This window comes from Streptomyces sp. NPDC051452 (genome assembly GCF_044454765.1).
GTDB lineage: Bacteria > Actinomycetota > Actinomycetes > Streptomycetales > Streptomycetaceae > Streptomyces.
On the sequence record NZ_JBITEB010000003.1, the window covers coordinates 327,255 to 347,084 of the forward strand.

At 73.0% G+C, this 19,830-nt stretch carries 21 protein-coding genes; 12 read left to right on the forward strand and 9 right to left on the reverse strand.

The genetic code is table 11. The features are described from left to right. Positions 1 to 43: 43 nt before the first annotated feature. Positions 44 to 1,141, forward strand: a complete 1,098-nt coding sequence (locus ACIBA9_RS10880) for a bifunctional succinyldiaminopimelate transaminase/glutamate-prephenate aminotransferase (RefSeq protein ID WP_399361704.1) — start codon at positions 44 to 46, stop codon at positions 1,139 to 1,141. Positions 1,142 to 1,231: 90 nt separating this feature from the next. Here the strand turns inward: ACIBA9_RS10880 and ACIBA9_RS10885 are convergent, their stop codons facing one another. After that, the gene (locus tag ACIBA9_RS10885; RefSeq protein WP_362165212.1) at positions 1,232 to 1,699 is read right to left on the reverse strand and encodes an ATP-binding protein; all 468 of its coding nucleotides are present in this window, start codon (positions 1,697 to 1,699) and stop codon (positions 1,232 to 1,234) included. Positions 1,700 to 1,984: 285 nt separating this feature from the next. Continuing rightward, a complete protein-coding gene (locus ACIBA9_RS10890) occupies positions 1,985 to 2,980 on the reverse strand; it encodes a heavy metal transporter (protein ID WP_399361706.1) in 996 nt (331 codons plus the stop codon). 162 nt (positions 2,981 to 3,142) lie between these two features. Here ACIBA9_RS10890 and dapE point away from each other — a divergent pair, with 162 nt between their 5' ends. Both dapE and ACIBA9_RS10900 read left to right on the forward strand, forming a co-directional pair. Next, the gene (gene dapE / locus ACIBA9_RS10895) at positions 3,143 to 4,225 is read left to right on the forward strand and encodes a succinyl-diaminopimelate desuccinylase (RefSeq protein ID WP_399361708.1); all 1,083 of its coding nucleotides are present in this window, start codon (positions 3,143 to 3,145) and stop codon (positions 4,223 to 4,225) included. Positions 4,226 to 4,329: 104 nt separating this feature from the next. Further along, the gene (locus tag ACIBA9_RS10900) at positions 4,330 to 5,088 is read left to right on the forward strand and encodes a TIGR00730 family Rossman fold protein (RefSeq protein WP_399361710.1); all 759 of its coding nucleotides are present in this window, start codon (positions 4,330 to 4,332) and stop codon (positions 5,086 to 5,088) included. A 48-nt stretch (positions 5,089 to 5,136) separates the two neighbouring features. Here the strand turns inward: ACIBA9_RS10900 and folP are convergent, their stop codons facing one another. Then, positions 5,137 to 5,997, reverse strand: coding sequence for a dihydropteroate synthase (folP, locus tag ACIBA9_RS10905; protein ID WP_399361712.1), 861 nt, complete (start codon positions 5,995 to 5,997; stop codon positions 5,137 to 5,139). Between the two features lie 136 nt (positions 5,998 to 6,133). Between folP and ACIBA9_RS10910 the strand changes: the two genes are divergently transcribed. Both ACIBA9_RS10910 and ACIBA9_RS10915 read left to right on the forward strand, forming a co-directional pair. Continuing rightward, entirely contained in the window at positions 6,134 to 6,487 is a 354-nt protein-coding gene (locus tag ACIBA9_RS10910) for a DivIVA domain-containing protein (protein ID WP_399361714.1), read from the forward strand. Beyond that, positions 6,484 to 7,071 carry a DNA-3-methyladenine glycosylase I gene (locus ACIBA9_RS10915; RefSeq protein ID WP_362165227.1) on the forward strand — a complete coding sequence of 196 codons (588 nt, stop codon included), beginning with the start codon at positions 6,484 to 6,486 and terminating at the stop codon, positions 7,069 to 7,071. Before ACIBA9_RS10910 ends, ACIBA9_RS10915 begins: the two co-directional genes overlap by 4 nt. A gap of 79 nt (positions 7,072 to 7,150) precedes the next feature. Here the strand turns inward: ACIBA9_RS10915 and ACIBA9_RS10920 are convergent, their stop codons facing one another. Continuing rightward, on the reverse strand, positions 7,151 to 7,954 hold the full coding sequence (locus ACIBA9_RS10920; RefSeq protein WP_399361716.1) for an enoyl-CoA hydratase/isomerase family protein: 804 nt from the start codon (positions 7,952 to 7,954) through the stop codon (positions 7,151 to 7,153). 375 nt (positions 7,955 to 8,329) lie between these two features. On the opposite strand from ACIBA9_RS10920, the gene ACIBA9_RS10925 reads away from it, so the two are divergent. Continuing rightward, positions 8,330 to 8,497 (forward strand): DUF3117 domain-containing protein, encoded by a 168-nt coding sequence (locus tag ACIBA9_RS10925; protein WP_018544333.1) that lies wholly within the window; start codon positions 8,330 to 8,332, stop codon positions 8,495 to 8,497. A 117-nt stretch (positions 8,498 to 8,614) separates the two neighbouring features. Here the strand turns inward: ACIBA9_RS10925 and ACIBA9_RS10930 are convergent, their stop codons facing one another. Further along, a complete protein-coding gene (locus ACIBA9_RS10930) occupies positions 8,615 to 9,313 on the reverse strand; it encodes an O-methyltransferase (RefSeq protein WP_362165242.1) in 699 nt (232 codons plus the stop codon). Positions 9,314 to 9,549: 236 nt separating this feature from the next. On the opposite strand from ACIBA9_RS10930, the gene sigE reads away from it, so the two are divergent. From sigE to ACIBA9_RS10955, 5 genes are all read left to right on the forward strand, one after another. Continuing rightward, positions 9,550 to 10,263, forward strand: a complete 714-nt coding sequence (sigE, locus tag ACIBA9_RS10935; RefSeq protein WP_362165245.1) for an RNA polymerase sigma factor SigE — start codon at positions 9,550 to 9,552, stop codon at positions 10,261 to 10,263. Further along, positions 10,260 to 11,270 (forward strand): anti-sigma factor family protein, encoded by a 1,011-nt coding sequence (locus ACIBA9_RS10940; RefSeq protein ID WP_399361718.1) that lies wholly within the window; start codon positions 10,260 to 10,262, stop codon positions 11,268 to 11,270. Before sigE ends, ACIBA9_RS10940 begins: the two co-directional genes overlap by 4 nt. A gap of 135 nt (positions 11,271 to 11,405) precedes the next feature. Beyond that, on the forward strand, positions 11,406 to 13,436 hold the full coding sequence (locus tag ACIBA9_RS10945; RefSeq protein ID WP_399361720.1) for a trypsin-like peptidase domain-containing protein: 2,031 nt from the start codon (positions 11,406 to 11,408) through the stop codon (positions 13,434 to 13,436). A gap of 83 nt (positions 13,437 to 13,519) precedes the next feature. Beyond that, positions 13,520 to 13,975 carry a sec-independent translocase gene (locus tag ACIBA9_RS10950; RefSeq protein ID WP_399361722.1) on the forward strand — a complete coding sequence of 152 codons (456 nt, stop codon included), beginning with the start codon at positions 13,520 to 13,522 and terminating at the stop codon, positions 13,973 to 13,975. 292 nt (positions 13,976 to 14,267) lie between these two features. Then, complete coding sequence (locus ACIBA9_RS10955) at positions 14,268 to 14,927, forward strand: hypothetical protein (protein ID WP_399361724.1); 660 nt, start codon at positions 14,268 to 14,270, stop codon at positions 14,925 to 14,927. A gap of 239 nt (positions 14,928 to 15,166) precedes the next feature. On the opposite strand, the gene ACIBA9_RS10960 is transcribed toward ACIBA9_RS10955, so the two are convergent. The 3 genes from ACIBA9_RS10960 to ACIBA9_RS10970 are packed head-to-tail and all read right to left on the reverse strand — an operon-like array spanning position 15,167 to position 18,228. Next, entirely contained in the window at positions 15,167 to 16,300 is a 1,134-nt protein-coding gene (locus tag ACIBA9_RS10960) for an Mrp/NBP35 family ATP-binding protein (protein ID WP_362164809.1), read from the reverse strand. Positions 16,301 to 16,343: 43 nt separating this feature from the next. Next, entirely contained in the window at positions 16,344 to 16,943 is a 600-nt protein-coding gene (locus tag ACIBA9_RS10965; protein WP_399361726.1) for a DUF1003 domain-containing protein, read from the reverse strand. Next, entirely contained in the window at positions 16,933 to 18,228 is a 1,296-nt protein-coding gene (locus ACIBA9_RS10970) for a magnesium transporter MgtE N-terminal domain-containing protein (protein WP_399361728.1), read from the reverse strand. The genes ACIBA9_RS10965 and ACIBA9_RS10970 overlap by 11 nt, the downstream gene beginning before the upstream one ends. 262 nt (positions 18,229 to 18,490) lie before the next feature. Here ACIBA9_RS10970 and ACIBA9_RS10975 point away from each other — a divergent pair, with 262 nt between their 5' ends. Then, positions 18,491 to 19,234: a hypothetical protein gene (locus tag ACIBA9_RS10975; protein ID WP_399361730.1), complete on the forward strand. Its 744-nt coding sequence runs from the start codon at positions 18,491 to 18,493 to the stop codon at positions 19,232 to 19,234. Between the two features lie 64 nt (positions 19,235 to 19,298). On the opposite strand, the gene ACIBA9_RS10980 is transcribed toward ACIBA9_RS10975, so the two are convergent. Beyond that, a complete protein-coding gene (locus ACIBA9_RS10980) occupies positions 19,299 to 19,811 on the reverse strand; it encodes a hypothetical protein (protein WP_399361732.1) in 513 nt (170 codons plus the stop codon). Positions 19,812 to 19,830: the final 19 nt, after the last annotated feature.

Sequence of the window (19,830 nt, forward strand, 5' to 3'; positions counted from 1 at the left end):
GACCGATGTGTTTGCCGCACCAGACGAAAGTGAGCCACAGACCGTGTCCGCAGTCTCGAATCGCCTGCCCGCCTTCCCCTGGGACAAGCTGGACCCGTACAAGAAGACCGCCGCGGCCCACCCCGACGGCATCGTCGACCTCTCCGTCGGCACCCCGGTCGACCCGGTCCCCGAGCTGATCCAGAAGGCCCTGATCGACGCGGCCGACTCCCCGGGCTACCCGACGGTGTGGGGCACGCCGGCCCTGCGCGACGCGATCACCGGCTGGCTGGAGCGCCGTCTGGGCGCCCGTGACGTCACCCACCGCCATGTCCTGCCGGTCGTCGGCTCCAAGGAACTGGTGGCCTGGCTGCCGACCCAGCTGGGCCTCGGCCCCGGCGACAGGGTCGCCTACCCGCGTCTCGCCTACCCGACGTACGAGGTCGGCGCCCGCCTGGCCCGCGCCGACCACGAGGCCTACGACGACCCGCGCGACCTGGACCCGGCCGGTCTGAAGCTCTTGTGGCTCAACTCCCCGTCCAACCCCACCGGTCGGGTCCTGTCGAAGCAGGACCTGACCGAGATCGTCGCCTGGGCCCGCGAGCACGGCGTCCTGCTCGTCTCCGACGAGTGCTACCTGGAGCTGGGCTGGGAGGCCGACCCCGTCTCGGTGCTGCACCCGGACGTCAACGGCGGCTCCTACGACGGCATCGTCGCCGTCCACTCCCTGTCCAAGCGCTCCAACCTGGCGGGCTACCGCGCGGCCTTCATCGCCGGCGACCCGGCCGTCCTGGGCCCGCTGCTGGAGATCCGCAAGCACGGCGGCATGATGACCTCCGCGCCGACCCAGGCGGCCGTCGTGGCGGCCCTCGGCGACGACGAACACGTCCGCGCGCAGCGCGAGCGCTACGCGGCCCGCCGGGAGTCCCTGAGGGCCGCGCTGCTCGCCCACGGGTTCCGCATCGAGCACAGCGAGGCCAGCCTCTACCTCTGGGCCACCCGGGACGAGTCCTGCTGGGACACGGTCGCCCACCTGGCCGGGCTGGGCATCCTGGTGGCGCCCGGGGACTTCTACGGCACGGCCGGCGAGCGGTTCGTACGCGTGGCCCTCACGGCCACGGATGAGCGAATCCGGGCGGCGGTCGCGCGCCTGACGGCGTAGCCCTCGCCACGCCCGACGGCGGCCGGACAGGCGGACGGGGCCCGGGGAGTCGGACTCCCCGGGCCCCGTCGCCGTCGGGCCGAGCGGACCTCAGCCGCCCAGCGGCAGACCCTGCGTCGGCAGCGACGAGGTCGGCAGCGACGAGGTGGGCAGGCCGCCCTTGGTCAGCGCGTCCGTCGGCAGTCCACCCTTGGTCGCGGTGGAGGCGGCGTCCCCCAGGACGCCCCCGGCGGCCCCGGCCGCGTCCCCCGCGGCCTTCTGCGCCGCGGGCGCCGTCTTCTTCACGGCACCGCCGCTGGTCTTGCCGGCGGCCGGCACCGTCTGCTTGACGGCCTTGCTGCCCGCGTCACCCGCGAGAGCGGTGGTGCTCTGCGCGGCACTGTCGACGGTGTTGCCTACGTGTGCGCCGTCCAGGGCGGTCAGGCCGCCCAGGTTGGGGGTGGCCGCCGGCAGGCTCGTGGCCGCACCGGCGGAGCCGGCCGCACCGACCCCGGCTGCCGCTCCCGCTGCGACGAGCAGCGCGGCACGGGCGATCCGGCGGGTCAGAGGGAGGGACATGATGCTCCATTCGACGGGAGAGAACGGTCTGCGTCCGGGCTCTGGACGGGGCCCGGACGCCGTGACTACCGCTCGAAGCCCGCGAAGGTTGCGGACGCCCCAGGTAAAGAATGGATAACGCATCGCATTATCAGGTGTGGATAAAAACGGGCAAAGGACTTCTGGCCGTCTTCCCGCAGAATCCTTACAGCCCTTGATTTCCAAGGGAACGCGGATGCGGCGCACCGCTCACCCGGCCGCCCCGGCGAATCGGAGCCGCACAACCCGCGAGGGTGAGACCCCGCACTACTGTCCGGTCACGATCCGGACGGCCCCCGCCGAGTTCTCCGCACCGGCGGCCCCGCCCGAGGTACGCACCGTCCGCCACTGGTCGCTGCTGCTCCCGACGGTCCACTGCCGCCCCGCGTACGACACCCGCTCGATGCGCAGCGCCGAGGAGTTGGCGACCGCCCACTGCGCCAGCTGCCAGCCCCGCTCCCGCTCCGTGCGCCCGGAGCCGCCCCGCCGCGCGCTCCCGGCCACGGGAACGGTCACCGTCCGCCCGTGCGCGGTCGCGGTCACGCTCGGCGCGGGGGACGGTGACGGCACCGGCGTGCCGCCCACCTCCGCGCCGGTCTCCTGCAGCGCGTCTCGCCCGAAGTCCCGTACCAGCGCCGCGCGTACCGCGTCCGGGCCGGTCGCCGTGGCCGTGTGCTCCGGCCGCCCGTCACAGGTCAGCGCGGCCGCCGCCTGCCCGGTCAGCGCCGCCGCCAGCAGCGTGGCGTCCGGCTCGTGCTTGGCGTACGCCTCCGGATAGCCGCTGCGCTGCACCCGCTGCGCGGCCACCGTGAGCGGCAGGTCGGCGTAGTCGGGCACCTTTGCCAGGTGCGCGTAGAAGATGCCCGCCGCGTAGGCCGGGTCCATGATCTGCCGCTCGGTGCCCCAGCCCTGCGAGGGCCGCTGCTGGAACAGGCCCAGCGAGTCCCGGTCGCCGTGCTCGATGTTGCGCAGTCCCGACTCCTGCAGAGCGGTCGCCAGCGCGATCGTCACCGCCCGCCGGGGCATCCCGCGCCCGGTGCCGACGGCGGCGATGGTCGCCGCGTTCGCCGCCTGCTCCGGTGTGAACCGGTACGACGTCCCGCCGCCCGGCGACGAGACCACCTCGCAGCCGCGCGCTCCGCCGCCTCCGGTGATGTACTGCACCACCAGGTACGCGGCGACGCCGCACAGGACCAACAGGGCCGCGAGGGAACGGACAAGGCGGCCACGGCGCTTGGCAGGGGTGGGGGACGGCTCTGACACGCGTACAAGGTACTGGAGCCGTTCGAAGAGCTCGCGTGGGGCCCGCCCGGTGCCGCGGACGGGGCCCCGGCGGGGTGCGCGCCGGGGCCTGTCGTCACCTTCACGCCGACGCCCGAAGGGCCGGGCAGACGGAATCCGACGACAGGCCCTAGGGTCGTGAGCATGGCCGACACCTCGCTTGACCTCACGCTCGACGCCGCCGAGCTCACCGCGCGGCTGGTGGACTTCGCCTCCGAGAGCGGCGCCGAGAAGCCGCTCGCGGACGCGATCGAGACCGCCCTGCGCGCCCTGCCGCATCTGACGGTCGACCGCCACGGCAACAACGTGGTCGCCCGCACGAACCTGGGCCGCGCCGAGCGGGTGATCCTGGCCGGCCACATCGACACGGTCCCGATCGCGGACAACGTGCCCTCGCGCCTCGACGCGGACGGCGTGCTGTGGGGCTGCGGCACCTGTGACATGAAGTCCGGCGTGGCGGTGCAGCTGCGCATCGCGGCCACGGTGCCGGCCCCCAACCGGGACCTGACGTTCGTCTTCTACGACAACGAGGAGGTCGCCGCCGAGCTGAACGGCCTCAGGCACGTCGCCGAGGCGCACCCGGACTGGCTGGCGGGCGACTTCGCGATCCTGCTGGAACCCTCCGACGGCGAGGTCGAGGGCGGCTGCCAGGGCACCTTGCGGATGCTGCTGCGCACCACCGGTGAGCGCGCCCACTCCGCGCGGAGCTGGATGGGCTCCAACGCCATCCACACGGCGGCCCCGATCCTGGCCCGGCTGGCGTCCTACGAGCCCCGCTACCCGGTGATCGACGGCCTGGAGTACCGCGAGGGCCTGAACGCGGTGGGCATCGGCGGCGGCGTCGCGGGCAACGTCATCCCCGACGAGTGCGTGGTCAAGGTCAATTTCCGCTACGCCCCCGACCGCACCGAGGAGGAGGCGATCGCGCACGTCCGCGAGGTGTTCGCGGACTGCGGTGTGGAGGAGTTCGTGGTCGAGGACCACAGCGGCGGCGCGCTGCCCGGCCTCTCCCATCCGGCCGCGGCCGCCTTCATCGAGGCGGTGGGCGGCGTCCCGCGGCCGAAGTACGGCTGGACGGACGTCTCCCGGTTCTCCGCGCTCGGCATCCCGGCGGTCAACTACGGCCCGGGCAACCCGCACTTGGCGCACAAGCGGGACGAGCGTGTGGCGACGTCGAAGATCCTCGCCGGCGAGGAGCGCCTGCGGAACTGGCTCACCGCGTCGTAGAACGTGCCGGGCGCCGCTGCGCGCCGGACATACCGAGGTCCCCCCGCGGTAACCCGCGTAGATCTACGCTGAGATCGAACTACCGGCAAGCGGAGGGAGCGCACATGGCTACCGGAAACCCCGAGGGGAAGAAGCAGCCGCCGGACGAGCAGCGGCTCGGGCCGGTCCTCCGGCGGCGGTCACAGGTCACGCCGAGTACCACCGACCAGCGGCTGCTGGACGAACGCGCGCCCTCGGACTGGGTGCACACCGACCCCTGGCGGGTCCTGCGCATCCAGTCCGAATTCATCGAGGGCTTCGGCACACTCGCCGAACTGCCCCCCGCGATCAGCGTGTTCGGCTCGGCCCGGACGCCGGCGGACTCGCCGGAGTACGACGCGGGCGTGCGGCTCGGGCGGGGCCTGGTGGAGGCCGGGTTCGCGGTGATCACCGGCGGTGGGCCGGGCGCGATGGAGGCGGCCAACAAGGGTGCGTCCGAGGCGGGCGGCACCTCGGTGGGGCTCGGCATCGAACTTCCCTTCGAGCAGGGGCTGAACCCCTACGTCGACATCGGGCTGAACTTCCGGTACTTCTTCGTCCGCAAGATGATGTTCGTGAAGTACGCGCAGGGGTTCGTGGTGCTGCCCGGCGGCCTCGGCACCCTCGACGAGCTGTTCGAGGCGCTGACCCTGGTCCAGACCCAGAAGGTCACCCGCTTCCCGATCGTCCTCTTCGGCAGCGAGTACTGGGGCGGTCTGGTGACCTGGCTCAAGAACACGCTGGTCGCCCAGGGCAAGGCGGCGGAGAAGGACCTCCTGCTGTTCCACGTGACCGACGAGGTGGAGGAGGCGGTGGCCCTGGTGTCCAAGGAGGCGGGCCGCTAGGCCGACGGGATCCGGGCGCCCCGGCGGGTCAGGCCAGGCCCCGGCGGGTCAGGCCAGGCCCCGGCGGGCGACCGCGGGGGCGCGGTGGCCGGCGATGGAAGCCACCATGTCCAGCACCTGACGGGTCTCGGCCACCTCGTGGACCCGGTACACCTGCGCCCCCAGCCACGCCGAGACCGCCGTCGTCGCGAGCGTGCCGATCAGCCGCTCCTTCACCGGCCGGTCCAGGGACTCGCCGACGAAGTCCTTGTTGGACAGGGACACCAGTACCGGCCACCCCGTCGCGACCATCTCGTCCAGCCGCCGTGTCGCCTCCAGGCTGTGCCGGGTGTTCTTGCCGAAGTCGTGGCCGGGATCGATGAGCACCGACTCCCTCGGCACCCCCAGCGCCACGGCCCGCTCGGCCAGCCCCACGGTCACCCTCAGGATGTCGGCCATCACGTCGTCGTAGGCGATCCGGTGCGGTCGCGTCCGTGGCCGCACCCCACCCGCGTGCGTGCACACCAGTCCCGCCCCGTGCCGCGCGGCGACCTCCGCCAGCCCCGGGTCGACCCCGCCCCAGGCGTCGTTCAGCAGGTCCGCGCCCGCCTCGCACACCGCCTCGCCGACCTCGGCCCGCCAGGTGTCCACACTGATGATCACATCGGGGAACCGGCGCCGTACCTCGGCGACGAAGCCGACCGTGCGCCGTGCCTCCTCCTCGGCCGTGACCTCTTCGCCGGGGCCGGCCTTCACCCCGCCGATGTCGATGATCGCGGCGCCCTCGGTCACCGCCCGCTCCACGCGCGCGAGGGCCGGCTCGTCGCGGAAGGTGGCCCCCTGGTCGTAGAAGGAGTCCGGGGTCCGGTTCACGATCGCCATGATCACCGGTTCGCGAGGCCCGAATTCCCGCCTGCCCAGCCTGAGCATCCGCTGTGACCTCTCTAGTACGTCCCGCAGTACGGCCGCCTGTGACCCTAACTGTCAGACTCGCATGGCACGATCGGACCCTGACAGATTCAGCGTCCGGCACAGTGTCCGGTACCGAGCGTGGGGACCTTCGGCGATGGTGATGTTCTTGTTCCTGGTCGTCGCGCTGGCCGTGGTGGTGGCCGCGGTGACGCTCGCCGTGGTGGGCGGCGGCGAGAGCGGCCCGCTGCCCGAGGCGGCGCCCGAGCGGCTGCGCGACCCGCTGCCCGCCGACCGCCCGGTGGACGGCGCGGACCTGGAGAGCCTGCGCTTCCCGGTCGCCCCGCGCGGCTACCGCATGGCCGATGTCGACGACGCGCTCGGCCGGGTCGCCGCCGAACTCGCCGAGCGGGACGCGCGGATCGCCGACCTGGAGTCCGCGCTGGCCGGAGCCCGGGCCGCCGCCGCGTCCGCGCGCCCCGACCAGCCCGGGCAGGGGGACCGGCGATGACCGGGCAGGGTGCCGTCCCGGGGCCCGATGGCGCCCCGCGCTGTCCCTGGGCGCTGTCCACCGACGACTACGTCTCGTACCACGACGAGGAGTGGGGCCGTCCGGTCCACGGCGACGACGCCCTTTTCGAGCGGGTCAGCCTGGAGGCCTTCCAGTCGGGGCTGTCCTGGATCACCATCCTGCGCCGCCGCCCGGGTTTCCGTGCCGCCTTCGCCGGCTTCCGCGTCGAGAAGGTCGCCGCCTTCACCGACGAGGACCGCGAGCGCCTGCTGGCCGATCCCGGCATCATCCGCAACCGCGCCAAGATCGACGCGACGCTCGCCAACGCGCGCGTGCTCGCCGGCTGGGCGGAGGGCGAGCTGGACGAACTGATCTGGTCCCACGCCCCCGACCCGGCCGGGCGCCCCGCCCCGAAGACCCTCGCCGACGTTCCGGCGGTCACCCCGGAGTCGACGGCCCTGGCCAAGGACCTGAAGAAGCGGGGCCTGAGATTCGTCGGCCCGACGACGGCGTACGCCCTGATGCAGGCGTGCGGGCTGGTCGACGACCACCTGGAGACCTGCGTGGCCAGAAGGGCCCGCTGAAGGCGCGGGGAGGGGGAGGGGACGGGCGGAAGGTGCCGTCCGCCCCGGCCTCCCGCCCGCCCCGGCCTCCCGCGCCGGGTCACCGCCCCAGGTACTTGGGCTTCTCCTTGTTCACGAAGGCCTGGACGGCGATCGCGTGGTCCTCGGACCGTCCCGCGCGGGTCTGCAGCTCGTCCTCCTTCTCCAGCGTCTCCTCGAGCGTGTGCGTCAGGCCGTAGGCCACCGCTTCCTTGAGCGCCGCGTAGGCCACCGTCGGCCCCTCGGCCAGCGCCCGCGCCACCTGCTCCGCCTCGGCGCGCAGCGAGGCCGGGGACACGATCCGGTTGGCGATGCCCAGATCGAGCGCGTCCTGGGCGCTGATGCTGCGCGGGAAGAGCAGGAGATCGGCGGCCCGGCCCGGCCCGATCACCCGGGGAAGCGTCCAGGAGATCCCGGAGTCGGCCGTCAGGGCCACGCCCGCGAACGACGTGTTGAAGGACGCCGTGTCGGCCACCACCCGGTAGTCCGCGGCGAGCGCGAAGCCGAAACCGGCGCCGGCCGCGACGCCGTTCACCGCGGCGACCACCGGCTTGGGCGCCCCGGCCAGGGCCCGCACGATCGGGTTGTAGTGCTCCTTGACCGTGCTCATCGTCTGCCCCGCACCGGTCTCGCGGTCCTGGGCGAGCAGCCCGATGTGTTCCTTGAGGTCCTGGCCCACGCAGAACGCTCGCTCCCCGGCGGCGGTCAGCAGGATCGCCCGTACGGCCGTGTCCCCGGCCGCGGATTCCGCGGCCTCGCGGAGGGCGACCTTGGTCGCGACGTTCAGCGCGTTCATCGCCTCGGGGCGGTTCAGCGTGATGGTGGCGAGTCCGTCGCTCACCTCGTAGAGCACGGTGTCGGCCATGGCGCATCCCCTCCGGTGTCACGGCTGGTGACGTACCGCTCGGTACGCCCCTGTCAGGGGACAGCATGGCGGAGATCGGCGTCCAGGGATCGGACCGGACGTGTGACCTGCGTCAAAGAAATTCGCGGCCCGTTCGGTCGGCGGAAGCGCGTGCGGGGGCGAAGTATCGCAGCCACCTCCCCGAATTGAGTGGTTTTGCTCGCGTGCGTTGCCCAAGCGATGCCTACTGATGTTGGTCATCGGGTCCTGCGATGCGGGATAATGGCCTGGAAGCAATGTGTTCGATGCCGGTGACGCGTGTCCGTTCCGGGCGGCGGGAAGGCCCTCCCTGGGCTGTCGGCAGACGATGAGCTGGTTTCAGGAAGGGGAACGAGCATGGCGGCCATGAAGCCGCGGACGGGTGATGGCCCGCTCGAGGTGACCAAGGAGGGGCGGGGCATCGTCATGCGCGTTCCGCTCGAAGGCGGCGGTCGACTCGTCGTCGAGCTGACCCCTGACGAGGCCGAGGCGCTCGGCGACGCCCTGAAGAAGGTCGTCGTCTGACGTCCCAGCGATCCTGTCCTCGTGGCTGCCCCGGCATCGTAGACGGTGTCGGGGCAGACGCGTCCGAGGGCGCGGTGTCAGGGGGCGCGGTGTCCGGGGGTGTGGCGCGGCCGTCGGTCAGCGCTTGACGGCGCACAGCAGGCCGTCGCCCACCGGCAGCAGCGAGGGGACGAGTTCCTGGCTCTCGCGGACCGTGCGCAGCAGCTCCCGCAGACGCAGCACCTCCGCGGGCTGCGGCCCGATGTCGATCGTGCGGCCGTCCGCGAGCACGCCCTCGAAGACCACGAGCCCACCCGGGCGCAACAGACGCAACGATTCAGCGAGGTAGTCCAGATACTCGTGCCGGTCGCCGTCGCAGAAGACCAGGTCATAGCCCGCGTCCGCGAGACGGGGCAGCACCTCCAGGGCGCGGCCGGGGATGAACCGGGCCCGGTTGCTCGCGAAACCACAGGCCCTGAAGGCCTGCCGGGCGAACTGCTGGTGCTCCGGCTCCGGATCGACCGTGGTGAGCACGCCGTCCGGGCGCATGCCGTGCAGGAGATGGATTCCGGACACCCCGCAGCCGGTGCCGATCTCCGCGACCGCCTTCGCGTCCACGGAGGCGGCGAGCAGTCGCAGCGCGGCGCCGGTGCCGGGCGCCACCGAGCGCAGCCCCGCGTCGCGGGCCCGGTCGCGGGCCCAGCGCAGCGCTTCGTCCTCGGCGACAAAGGCGTCGGCGAACGCCCAGCTCGTCTGCCGGTTGCCGGTAATGACCCTCTCCTGTCCCCATGGGTGCCTCGGCGTGACTGTATCCGTTGGCGTCGGGAACCCGCAGATGAGGCCGCGCGTTTAACGGGTCGGAGCCGGTGGCCCGGGACGCGACGGGGGGGTAAGAGGTGGATCAGGACGCCGCGCAACTGCTGACGCAGCCGTATGAGCCGTATCAGCGTGTATCAAATTCTCGTAAAACCGCTTATCCGGAGCTAACGGGCGAGGTGGCTATGGTAGGGGCTCCACTGGACACCACCAGAGCCGACAGGGGAGGTGCGGCCACGCCTGGGGACCGAGTGGGAGTGCTGCGGCGCTTCCTCGGGTCGGCGGGCAGGCCGAAATCCGTGACCGACACCGCTGCTGACAGCCACGCCGCCGGCATCGCCGCGCGCGACGCCCAGACCGCGACCTTCTCCACCGACGCGGACGGGCAGGCGTGGACTCCGCCCACGTGGGACGAGATCGTCAGCACGCACAGCGCCCGGGTCTACCGTCTGGCCTACCGCCTGACGGGCAACCAGCACGACGCCGAGGACCTCACCCAGGAGGTCTTCGTCCGTGTCTTCCGCTCGCTGTCGACGTACTCGCCGGGCACCTTCGAGGGCTGGCTGCACCGCATCACCACCAACCTCTTCCTGGACATGGTCCGGCGCAAGCAGCGCATCCGCTTCGACGCCCTCGGCGACGACGCGGCCGAGCGCCTGGCCAGCCGCGAGCCCACTCCCCAACAGCTCTTCAACGACGCCCACTTCGACGCCGACGTCCAGCAGGCCCTGGACACACTCCAGCCGGAGTTCCGGGCCGCGGTCGTCCTGTGCGACATCGAGGGACTGTCCTACGAGGAGATCGCCGCGACGCTCGGCGTCAAGCTCGGCACGGTCCGCTCCCGTATCCACCGCGGCCGCTCCCAGCTCCGCAAGGCCCTCGCCCACCGCTCCCCGGAGGCCCGGGCGGCCGAGCGGCGCTCCTTCATCACCCGTGTCCCCGCTCTGGGAGGAGGGGGCGCTACCGCGTGAGTGGATCCCAGCCGAAACCCGCGCAGAAGGCACACCTCGCGGAGCAGCACCTCGGAGACCGGCTCTCCGCCCTGGTGGACGGGGAGCTCGGTCATGAGACACGGGAGCGCGTCCTGGCCCACCTGGCCACCTGCGCCCGATGCAAAGCGGAGGCGGACGCCCAGCGTGCGCTGAAGAACGTCTTCGCGGAGGCGGCCCCGCCGCCGCCCTCGGAGAGCTTCCTGGCCCGTCTCCAGGGCCTGCCCGGCGGAGGCGACCTGGACGGTGGCGGCCCGCCCCCGCCCGGGGACGGCTTCCTCGGACGAGACCCGGACGCCGGATTCACCGGCGCCTTCAGCGTGAGGCGCCCCGACCGTTTCGCGTTCGGATACGTCCCCGCCCGCCCCCGGCACACCGCGCCCGTCCCCGACGACCGCGGTTTCCGCATCCATCCCGTCGGCCGCCAGGACGACGGCCGCGCCGCCTCGCGCGGACTGCGGTTCGCGTTCGCCGCCGCCGGTGCCGTCTCGCTCGCCGCGGTCGCTCTCGGCGGCATGACCACCGCCGCTCCGGGCGACCTGACCAGCGAGGCGCGCGGCTCCGGCACCGGCAGCAACATCACCCCGGCCCGCTCGGCGGGCACCGGCGGTGGCGGCGCGGCCACGCCCGACGGCCAGCGTCGCCGCGCCATGGGACCGCTGCTCGCCCCCGGCGGCGCGCGGCTCGCCCAGACGCCGGTGGCGCCGACCTCCATGTCCGCGCCGCTGTTGCCCGGATCGCCGCTCCTGGCCGCCGGACAGACGCGGGAGGACCGCGTGGGGGGTCTGACCGCCCCGGTGACCGCCGGCGCGGCCGCCGTGTCCCCGCTCATACGCCCGCTGGACGAGAGCATGGCGCTCCCGCTCGCGGACTGGTCCACCACTTCCCGGGTGACGGGCTCCGGCCTGCCGTCCGGCCCCGCCCCCGTCCCCGGCACCGCCCCCTCGACGTCCTCCGCGGCCTCCGCCGCGCCCCACCGGTTCCCCTGACCGGCCACTTCGCCACGGCCCGCGAACCTGGTTGAATCCGGGGAGGGCCGTGCCCGCGGCGATGCCCCGGGCACGTAGTCGACGTTTCCGCTGCCGCCGCCCGAGCGCGTGGCCGCGGTCAGCCGTGGGGAGAGCATGAACGAGGGGAACCCTGTCCCGCCGGAGAACGGCCCGGCGGGAGCGGCGGGGACGCCTGCGGCGGACGTGTCCGAGGGGAGCGCGCGGGACGCGGCGGGGGCGATACCGGCCGACGTGTCGAAGGGCGCCAGGCGGGACGTCTCGGCCGCGACCGCGGTGGACGTGTCCGAGGGGGCCGCGCCACCGGACGCCGGCCCGGCCGGCTTCGAGCCGGCCCGTCCGGCGACACCACTGGTGCCCCGGGCCCGGCCCGAGTCGGGCACGGTCTCGCCCGTCGGGGACTTCGAACTCGCCCGCCCCGCACCGGCCGAGGCGTTCGGCACCCCGCGGACCGAACCGGGTACCGGGGCGGCGGAGGAAGGGCACGGGTCCGGACACACCGCAGGGGCGGCTCCGGTCGAGCGCCCGAAGCCGTTGCACGACCCCGACCCCTACGGCACACCGCCCTACGGCGAGCCCGGCCCCTGGGCCCCGGCGCCACCCGTACAACACCCGTCGGCCGCACCGGCGCCGGGCACCACCGCGCTCCCGGCCGGGCCGACACCACCGCCGCCTCCGGTGGGAACGGCGCCCGCGCACCGGCCTCTACCCCCGATGCCGTCCGCGGCCGCGGGTTCGGCTTCCGGGGTGCCGTCCGCGCCCTCGGCCGTGACGCCCGAACCGGCGCACGGTACGGCGACGCCCCGGCCGGGGGCGCCCACACCGGGACATGCCGGCCCCCTTCCCCTGTCGCCCGCCCCCGAACCGGCCCCCGTCGCCCCGGTGCCGGAACCGGCTCCCGCGCGGCAGGACCAGGGGCGGCCCGGGTGGCGTTACGACCCCTGGGCCGCCGGGACGCCCACCGAGCAGGCCCTCGGCTGGGGGCCGTCGCGGCAGGGCGGTGTCGCCGGGGCGGCGGTTGCAAGGCGCGGCCTCCGGGGGAGGCGGCCCGGGCCGGCTTGGACCCTGCTGGTCGCCGTCGTCGCCGCGACCGTCGGCGGAGTCGTGGGCGCGTACGTGGAGCGCGCGGGCCTGGCCGACGAGGTGCGCCTGCCGGGGGCCGGGAGCGTGCCGGCCGGCCGGGCGCCGGACAGCGTGGCCGGGATAGCCGCCCGCGCCATGCCCAGCGTCGTCACCCTGCACGTCACCGGGACCGACGAGGCGGGCACCGGCACCGGCTTCGTGCTCGACGGCCAGGGGCACATCCTCACCAACAACCACGTCGTCGCGCCCGCCGGCTCGGACGGCCGGATCTCCGTGACCTTCAGCAGCGGCGACACCGTCAGGGCCGAGGTCGTCGGCCGGGACAGCGGGTACGACCTCGCCGTCGTCCAGGTTCACGGCGTGCACGGGCTCACCCCGCTGCCCCTCGGCAACTCCGACGACGTCGAGGTCGGCGATCCGGTCGTCGCCATCGGCGCGCCCTTCGACCTGGCCAACACCGTCACCTCGGGAATCATCAGCGCCAAGGAACGGCCCATCACGGCCGGCGGAGAAGGGAACGCCGGCGGCGACGTCAGCTACGTCGACGCGCTCCAGACCGACGCGCCCATCAACCCCGGCAACTCCGGCGGCCCCCTGCTCGACTCCCGGGCCCGGGTCATCGGCATCAACTCGGCGATCCGCTCCGCCGACGCCGGCTCCGGCTCCGAGACGGAGGGCGGTCAGGCCGGCTCCATCGGTCTCGGCTTCGCCATCCCGGTCAACCAGGCCAGGCGCGTCGCCGAGGAACTGATCGACGACGGACACGCCACCCATCCCGTGATCGGCGTCAGGCTCGACACGCGCTACACCGGCGACGGCGCCCGTATCGACGGCGAGGGCGCCGATGGCGGCCCCGCCGTGCTCAAGGGCGGACCCGGTGAGCGGGCCGGTCTACGGCCGGGCGATGTCATCACCGCGGTCGGCGCGGACCGCGTCCACTCGGGGGCGGAGCTGATCGTCAGGATCCGCGCCCACCGGCCCGGCGACCGGCTGCGCCTGACCGTGGAACGCGGCGGCACGGAACGGAAGATCCCACTCGTGCTGGGCACCTCGGCGCAGAACTGACGGAAGTCTCACCTTGGGACGGTACCGGTCGGACAGGAACGCCGGGTACCGTGGAGCGACCGAGGACTCGCGAGGAGCGTCAGGTGTTCAATGACATAGGGCCACTGGAGCTGGTGACCATCATCGTGCTCGCCGTGCTCGTCTTCGGTCCGGACAAGCTCCCGAAGGTCATCCAGGACGTGACGCGCACGATCCGGAAGATCCGGGAGTTCTCGGAGAGCGCCAAGCAGGACATCCGTCAGGAACTGGGACCGGAGTTCAAGGACTTCGAGTTCGACGACCTCAATCCCAAGACGTTCCTGCGCAAGCAGCTCGACAACGAGGACCTGGGGCTCAAGGAGATCCGCAACGGCTTCGACCTGAAGAAGGAGATGGCCGAGGTCACGGACGCCGTCAACAGCCGCGACAGCGACTCCACGGGCTCCTCGTCCCTCTCGTCCCCCTCGTCCTCCTCCTCCGGCGGGCGCATCGACATGACGAAGAAGCCCGAGGACCCCGGCAAGGACGACCGGCCGGTCTTCGACGCGGACGCCACCTGACGGACGCGGAAGCCGCCCGGCGGAAGCAGCGCCGCTCGGCGGACGCGGACGGCACCCGGCAGGGTCCCGCCGCGCCGACACGCGGGCGCGGGGGTACACGTGACGCGTTTCATAGCGCGGACCTGGCACCCACGGCCTGAACAGGCCGTTCCCGCGACCCACGCTCCCGGCGCCTGCCCTGTCGCCGTCACGGGTGTGGATATGCTGCCGAGTTGTTGTGCGGACCGGACGCGTACGCCCGAAGGGGGGCGGGCGACCCCGGTCCGACGAGAGCGAGGAGGCGTCCGGGCAGATGGAGACGACGAGTCGGGTGGGCGCGAACACGCCGGCCTCGGAGGGCGGACAGTCCTCCGGCCGGAGTACGGTCGACGGTTACCTGCGGGCGCCTTTCCCGTGGTACGGCCTCGACGAGGCGTTCACCGGGCCGCGCTGGCTGATGCAGGTCGGTACGGCGGCCGACGGTGCCGTCGAACACGGTTCGATCGGGCACGGTGACGAGCCGTCCGTGCGTGCCGAGGCCGTTTCCGCCGGTGAGTCGCGGGAGAAGTTCGCGGTCGTGGTCACCGTGGCCGCACAGCCCTCCCGCAGGAGCGCGGACGGTACGGGGCTGCTGGAGGCGACGTCCGTCTCCTCGGCGGCCTGGCTGGCCGGCGTGGGACTGCTGTCCTTCACCTGGCCCGGGCAGATGGACCACAGCCTGCGGGACGACTGGCTGGACCAGCAGACGGAGACGGCCTGGTCCCTGGCCGACGACCTCGACGGCGCGGAGTGGTCCAAGCTCTCCCTCCCGGTGGACGGGGTGGCCGTGCCGTTCCACTACCGGGAGTCGGAGTTCGGCTGGGTGCTGGCCGGCACCACCGAGGCGGGCGTCCACCTGGGCGCCTACGGCCGGGGCATGAGCGCGTACGGGCTCGGCTTCGCCGTGGTGAAGGACGTCGCCGCGTACGCGTAGAGCCGCGCCCGCGGTCCGCACGCTCACGGGGCTGGAAGACCGGGCCGACGACAGCGGGAGCGCGAGGATGCATGATCCCGCAGGCCGAGTCCTGGTGACGCACGAGGTGTCGCGCCATCCCGGCGGCCGGGCTGCGGGCACCGGGCGCCACGGCTCGTCAACGGTGACAAACGCCGACGGCTCCGCCGCTGGTCAGAAGGCTGACCAGGGACGGAGCCGCCGATCGCGGGCGCGCGAACTCAGAACTTGTTCTTCGGTGTGATCCCCAGCGACAGGCCGGAGAGCCCTCGCTGACGGCCCCCCAGCTTTCCGGCGATCGCGCGCAGCGCGGAGCCCGCCGGGGAGGACGGGTCGGTCAGGACCACCGGCTTGCCCTCGTCGCCGCCCTCGCGCAGGCGCACGTCGATCGGGATCGAGCCGAGGACGGGTACGGACGTGCCCGTCGTACGGGTCAGGCCGTCGGCGACCGACTGGCCGCCGCCCGTGCCGAAGACGTCGACCATCTCACCGCAGTGCGGGCAGGGCAGGCCGGACATGTTCTCGACCACGCCGACGATCTTCTGGTGGGTCTGGACCGCGATGGAGCCGGCGCGCTCGGCCACCTCCGCCGCCGCCTGCTGCGGGGTCGTCACGACCAGGATCTCGGCGTTCGGGATGAGCTGGGCCACGGAGATCGCGATGTCGCCGGTGCCCGGCGGGAGGTCCAGGAGCAGGACGTCCAGGTCGCCCCAGTACACGTCCGCGAGGAACTGCTGGAGCGCGCGGTGCAGCATCGGGCCACGCCAGACGACCGGGGCGTTGCCCGGGGTGAACATGCCGATGGAGATGACCTTCACGCCGTTCGCCGACGGCGGCATGATCATGTTCTCGACCTGGGTGGGGCGGCCGTCGGCGCCCAGCATGCGCGGCACCGAGTGGCCGTAGATGTCGGCGTCCACGACGCCCACCTTCAGCCCGTCGGCGGCCATCGCGGCCGCCAGGTTCACCGTCACCGAGGACTTGCCGACGCCGCCCTTGCCGGAGGCGACCGCGTAGACCCGGGTGAGGCTGCCCGGCTTGGCGAAGGGCACCTCGCGCTCGGCCTGGCCGCCGCGCAGGGCGTTCGCCAGCTCCTTGCGCTGTTCGTCGCTCATCACGTCGAGGGTGACGTCCACGCCGGAGACGCCCTCGACCCGCGAGACCGCCTCGGTGACGCGCTGGGTGATGGTCTCGCGCATGGGGCAGCCGGAGACCGTCAGGTACACGGTGACCGCGACCGTTCCGTCCGCGCCGATCTCCACCGATTTCACCATCCCGAGTTCGGTGATGGGACGGTTGATCTCGGGGTCGTTCACCGTCGCCAGTGCCTCGCGCACCGCGTCTTCCGTAGCCATAAGGACGATGGTACGGCGCGCCGAGGTGCCTTCGGGTAGCCGGTCAGCGGTCGTCTGCGTCACGTCCCGGCGACCGTTCCGCCCGCTCTGCCGGGAATACGACATGGCTCTCGTGGCGCCGTCGCTCCTCCAGGTCCTTGAGCAGGTCCTGAAGCTCCGACCGGATCCAGTCGCGGGTGGCCACCTCGCCCAGGCCCATGCGCAGCGCGGCCACCTCCCGGGTCAGGTACTCGGTGTCGGCGATGGACCGCTCGTTCTGCTTGCGGTCCTGCTCCAGGTTGACCCGGTCGCGGTCGTCCTGCCTGTTCTGCGCGAGCAGGATCAGCGGGGCCGCGTAGGAGGCCTGCAGGGACAGCATCAGGGTCAGGAAGATGAACGGGTACTGGTCGAAGCGCAGTTGGCGGGGCGCGGCGATGTTCCACACCACCCAGGCGATGATGACGATCGTCATCCAGACGATGAAGCGTCCCGTGCCCAGGAAGCGGGCGATCTTCTCCGACAGCCGGCCGAATGCCTCCGGGTCCCACTCGGGCAGGATCCGGCGCCGGGGCGGGCGCGGCTGGTCCAGCCGGGCACGGGGCCGGGAGGCGGCCGTGGCGCCCGCCGGGGTGCGCTCGCGGGTGCTCTCGCGCTCAGGAGCCATGAGCGGCCGCCCCCTGTCCCTCGTCCTCGTCCAGATGGAACTCCGTCTCCCGCCAGTCGTCGGGCAGCATGTGGTCCAGTACGTCGTCCACGGTCACCGCGCCGACCAGCGAACCCGACTCGTCGACCACGGGCGCGGCGACCATGTCGTAGGTGGCGAAGAACCCGGCGATCACGGGCAGCGCCGCGTCCGGGGCCAGCGGTTGCAGATCGTCGTCGACGAGCGAGCTGACGAGGGTGTACGGGGGGTCGCGCAGCAGCCGCTGGAAGTGCACGGTGCCCAGGTACTTGCCGGTGGGCGTCTCGTCGGGCGGACGGCAGACGTACACCTGGGCGGCCAGGGCAGGGGAGAGATCCTGGTTGCGGACCCGGGCGAGCGCGTCGGCGACGGTGGCGTCCGGGCGCAGCACGATCGGCTCGGTGGTCATCAGACCGCCCGCGGTGTGCTCCTCGTACGACATCAGGCGCCGCATCTCGGCCGCGTCGGCGGGCTGCATCAGGCTCAGCAGCCGCTCCTTGTCCTCCTCCGGCAGCTCGCCGAGCAGGTCGGCCGCGTCGTCGGGGTCCATGGCCTCCAGGACGTCGGCCGCGCGCTCCTCCTTCAGCTTGCCGAGGATCTCGATCTGGTCGTCCTCGGGCAGCTCCTCCAGGACGTCGGCGAGCCGGTCGTCGTCCAGGGCGGCGGCGACCTCGGCGCGCCGCTTGGGGGAGAGGTGGTGCAGGACGTTGGCGAGGTCGGCGGGGCGCAGCTGCTCGAAGGTGGCGAGCAGGCTCTCGGCGCCCTGTCCGTGCTCCTCCAGGGAGAACCCGGTGACGGCCGACCACTCCACGGTCAGCGTCTCGCCCCTGGCCCGCCGGAAGGCGCCGCCCTTGCGTCCCTTGCGGACGAAGACGCGGTCGATCTCCCAGTCCCGGCGAGCGGGCAGTTGTTGCAGGGAGACGTCCAGGACGGTGGCCTCCTCGCCGGTCTCCACCAGGGTCACCCGCCGGTCCAGCAGCTCGCCGAAGACGAGGCGCTCGGTGGGCCGCTGCTCGAAGCGGCGCACGTTGAGCACGCCGGTGGTGATGACCTGGCCGGACTCGATGCCGGTCACCCGGGTCATGGGCAGGAAGATCCGGCGCCGGGTGGACAGTTCGACGACCAGTCCGAGGACGCGCGGGGGCCGCCGCCCGACGCGCAGCATGACGACCAGATCGCGTACGCGGCCGACCTGGTCGCCGGCCGGATCGAAGACGGGGACCCCGGCGAGGTGCGAGACGAAGATCCGGGGTGCGCCGGCTGCCATGGCTCTGCTTCCTTTGCCTGGAGATCGCTGGAGAACTTGTGGGGAGGCCGGGGAGGTCGAGTACCGGCGGTGAGGCTGGAGTCCTGGGTGTGGAGAGGGTGTGAATTGCTCGGATTTGCCCACTCGGCTGCGCTTCAGGCTAGCCCGTACCGGTCGGATACGCCCTGGTGGGGGGTCCGGACGGACTGGCTCCACCGGGCACCCGGCGTCCCGGTACGCTGCCGTACGCCGCTCAGGAACCGTCAGAAAGGCAGCTGCACCTGTGACTGCGATGCCCCGGGGCCGTACCCGCCGGACCTCGCTGGTGACCGCGATCGGCGCACTGGCCGCGACGGCGGCGATGGTGCTGTCGGGGTGCGGCGGCGCGGACGATCCGGACGCGGGGACCAACGGCGTGGGCAAGCTGCCCGCCGCCCGGATCCAGTCGAAGTCCCGTGCGGCGGCGGACGCGGCACCGGCGGTACGGCTGTCCGGGACCGTCGTCACCAGTGGCCGCACGTACGAGCTGGACATGCGGCTCAAGACCGGCGGCGGCACCGGTTCGGTGACCTCGCAGGGGGCCACCTTCAAGCTGCTGCGGGTGGGGCGGCAGCTGTACCTCAAGGCCGACTCGGACTTCTGGAACCACGCCGGCGGCCACGACGGCGCCACCGGCAAGCTGGACGGCAAGTACGTGAAGGTGCCGCAGGGCGATCCCGCGTACAAGAAGTTCAGCGGCTTCACGGACAAGGCTGTCCTCCTCGACGGACTGCTGACACTGCACGGCGCGCTGGCCACGGACGGCCACCACGACCAGTCCGGTACCCCGACGATCCGGATCACCGGCGACAAGGGGGCCGGCGGCACCCTGGAGGTCTCCCTGCGCGGCGAGCCCTATCCGCTCCGGTTGGAGCGGGCCGGCGGCGCGGGCACCCTGCGCTTCTCGGACTGGGGCCGGGACTTCAGCGTCGCGGAACCGGCCGGGTCCGACACCGTGGACTACGGCAGGCAGCTGCCGACGTCGTAGAACACGGGGCGCCGCGGAGCACCGGCGTCACGGGGGAGGGGGGGCTCGCTCCGGCGGGCCGGTGTCACTTCCGGCGGCGCTTGGCCAGCAGTCTGGGCAGGGCCGCCGGTGCCGGCCGGCGGGTCGTCGCCGGGGACGGCACCGGACGTTCCGCCAGGCTGCCGGAGGGCAGCGACTCGATCGCGCCCGACGGCACCAGCCGGAGCACCCGGCACTCCCGCGCCCAACGACCGGTCATCAGCTCGCCGTCGGGGGCGTTCAGGCGCTTGCCCTTCAGCTCGGCGACGGCCGCCTCCCACTCCTCGGTGCCAAAGGCCAGCTCGCTCACCGTCACCGGGAACGACACCAGCCGGCCGCCCTTGTCCTTGCTGCGGACGGTCACCTCGGCCGAGCCGCCGTCCACCAGCGACGGCAGCGGCTGCTCGCCGGGCCCGTCGCCGACCAGGCACACCGCGCCCTCGTGCCACACGTGCCACAGCGCCCGCGCCGCGGGAGCGTCCGCGCCCCTGACCCAGACGAGGCCGGACTTCTTGGCGGCCTCCTCGACGAGGGCCCGGTCGAGCAGCTGAAGTGTCATGCGCCCAGCCTATCGAGAC

Bases quoted from the DNA above. Each gene is read 5' to 3' on its own strand.
- ACIBA9_RS10885 (WP_362165212.1), bottom strand. From the start codon at position 1,699: ATGTCCCTCCCTCTGACCCGCCGGATCGCCCGTGCCGCGCTGCTCGTC.
- dapE (WP_399361708.1), top strand. From the start codon at position 3,143: ATGGCCGACACCTCGCTTGACCTCACGCTCGACGCCGCCGAGCTCACC.
- ACIBA9_RS10900 (WP_399361710.1), top strand. From the start codon at position 4,330: ATGGCTACCGGAAACCCCGAGGGGAAGAAGCAGCCGCCGGACGAGCAG.
- folP (WP_399361712.1), bottom strand. From the start codon at position 5,997: ATGCTCAGGCTGGGCAGGCGGGAATTCGGGCCTCGCGAACCGGTGATC.
- ACIBA9_RS10910 (WP_399361714.1), top strand. From the start codon at position 6,134: ATGGTGATGTTCTTGTTCCTGGTCGTCGCGCTGGCCGTGGTGGTGGCC.
- ACIBA9_RS10915 (WP_362165227.1), top strand. From the start codon at position 6,484: ATGACCGGGCAGGGTGCCGTCCCGGGGCCCGATGGCGCCCCGCGCTGT.
- ACIBA9_RS10920 (WP_399361716.1), bottom strand. From the start codon at position 7,954: ATGGCCGACACCGTGCTCTACGAGGTGAGCGACGGACTCGCCACCATC.
- ACIBA9_RS10925 (WP_018544333.1), top strand. From the start codon at position 8,330: ATGGCGGCCATGAAGCCGCGGACGGGTGATGGCCCGCTCGAGGTGACC.
- ACIBA9_RS10945 (WP_399361720.1), top strand. From the start codon at position 11,406: ATGAACGAGGGGAACCCTGTCCCGCCGGAGAACGGCCCGGCGGGAGCG.
- ACIBA9_RS10955 (WP_399361724.1), top strand. From the start codon at position 14,268: ATGGAGACGACGAGTCGGGTGGGCGCGAACACGCCGGCCTCGGAGGGC.
- ACIBA9_RS10960 (WP_362164809.1), bottom strand. From the start codon at position 16,300: ATGGCTACGGAAGACGCGGTGCGCGAGGCACTGGCGACGGTGAACGAC.
- ACIBA9_RS10965 (WP_399361726.1), bottom strand. From the start codon at position 16,943: ATGGCTCCTGAGCGCGAGAGCACCCGCGAGCGCACCCCGGCGGGCGCC.
- ACIBA9_RS10970 (WP_399361728.1), bottom strand. From the start codon at position 18,228: ATGGCAGCCGGCGCACCCCGGATCTTCGTCTCGCACCTCGCCGGGGTC.
- ACIBA9_RS10980 (WP_399361732.1), bottom strand. From the start codon at position 19,811: ATGACACTTCAGCTGCTCGACCGGGCCCTCGTCGAGGAGGCCGCCAAG.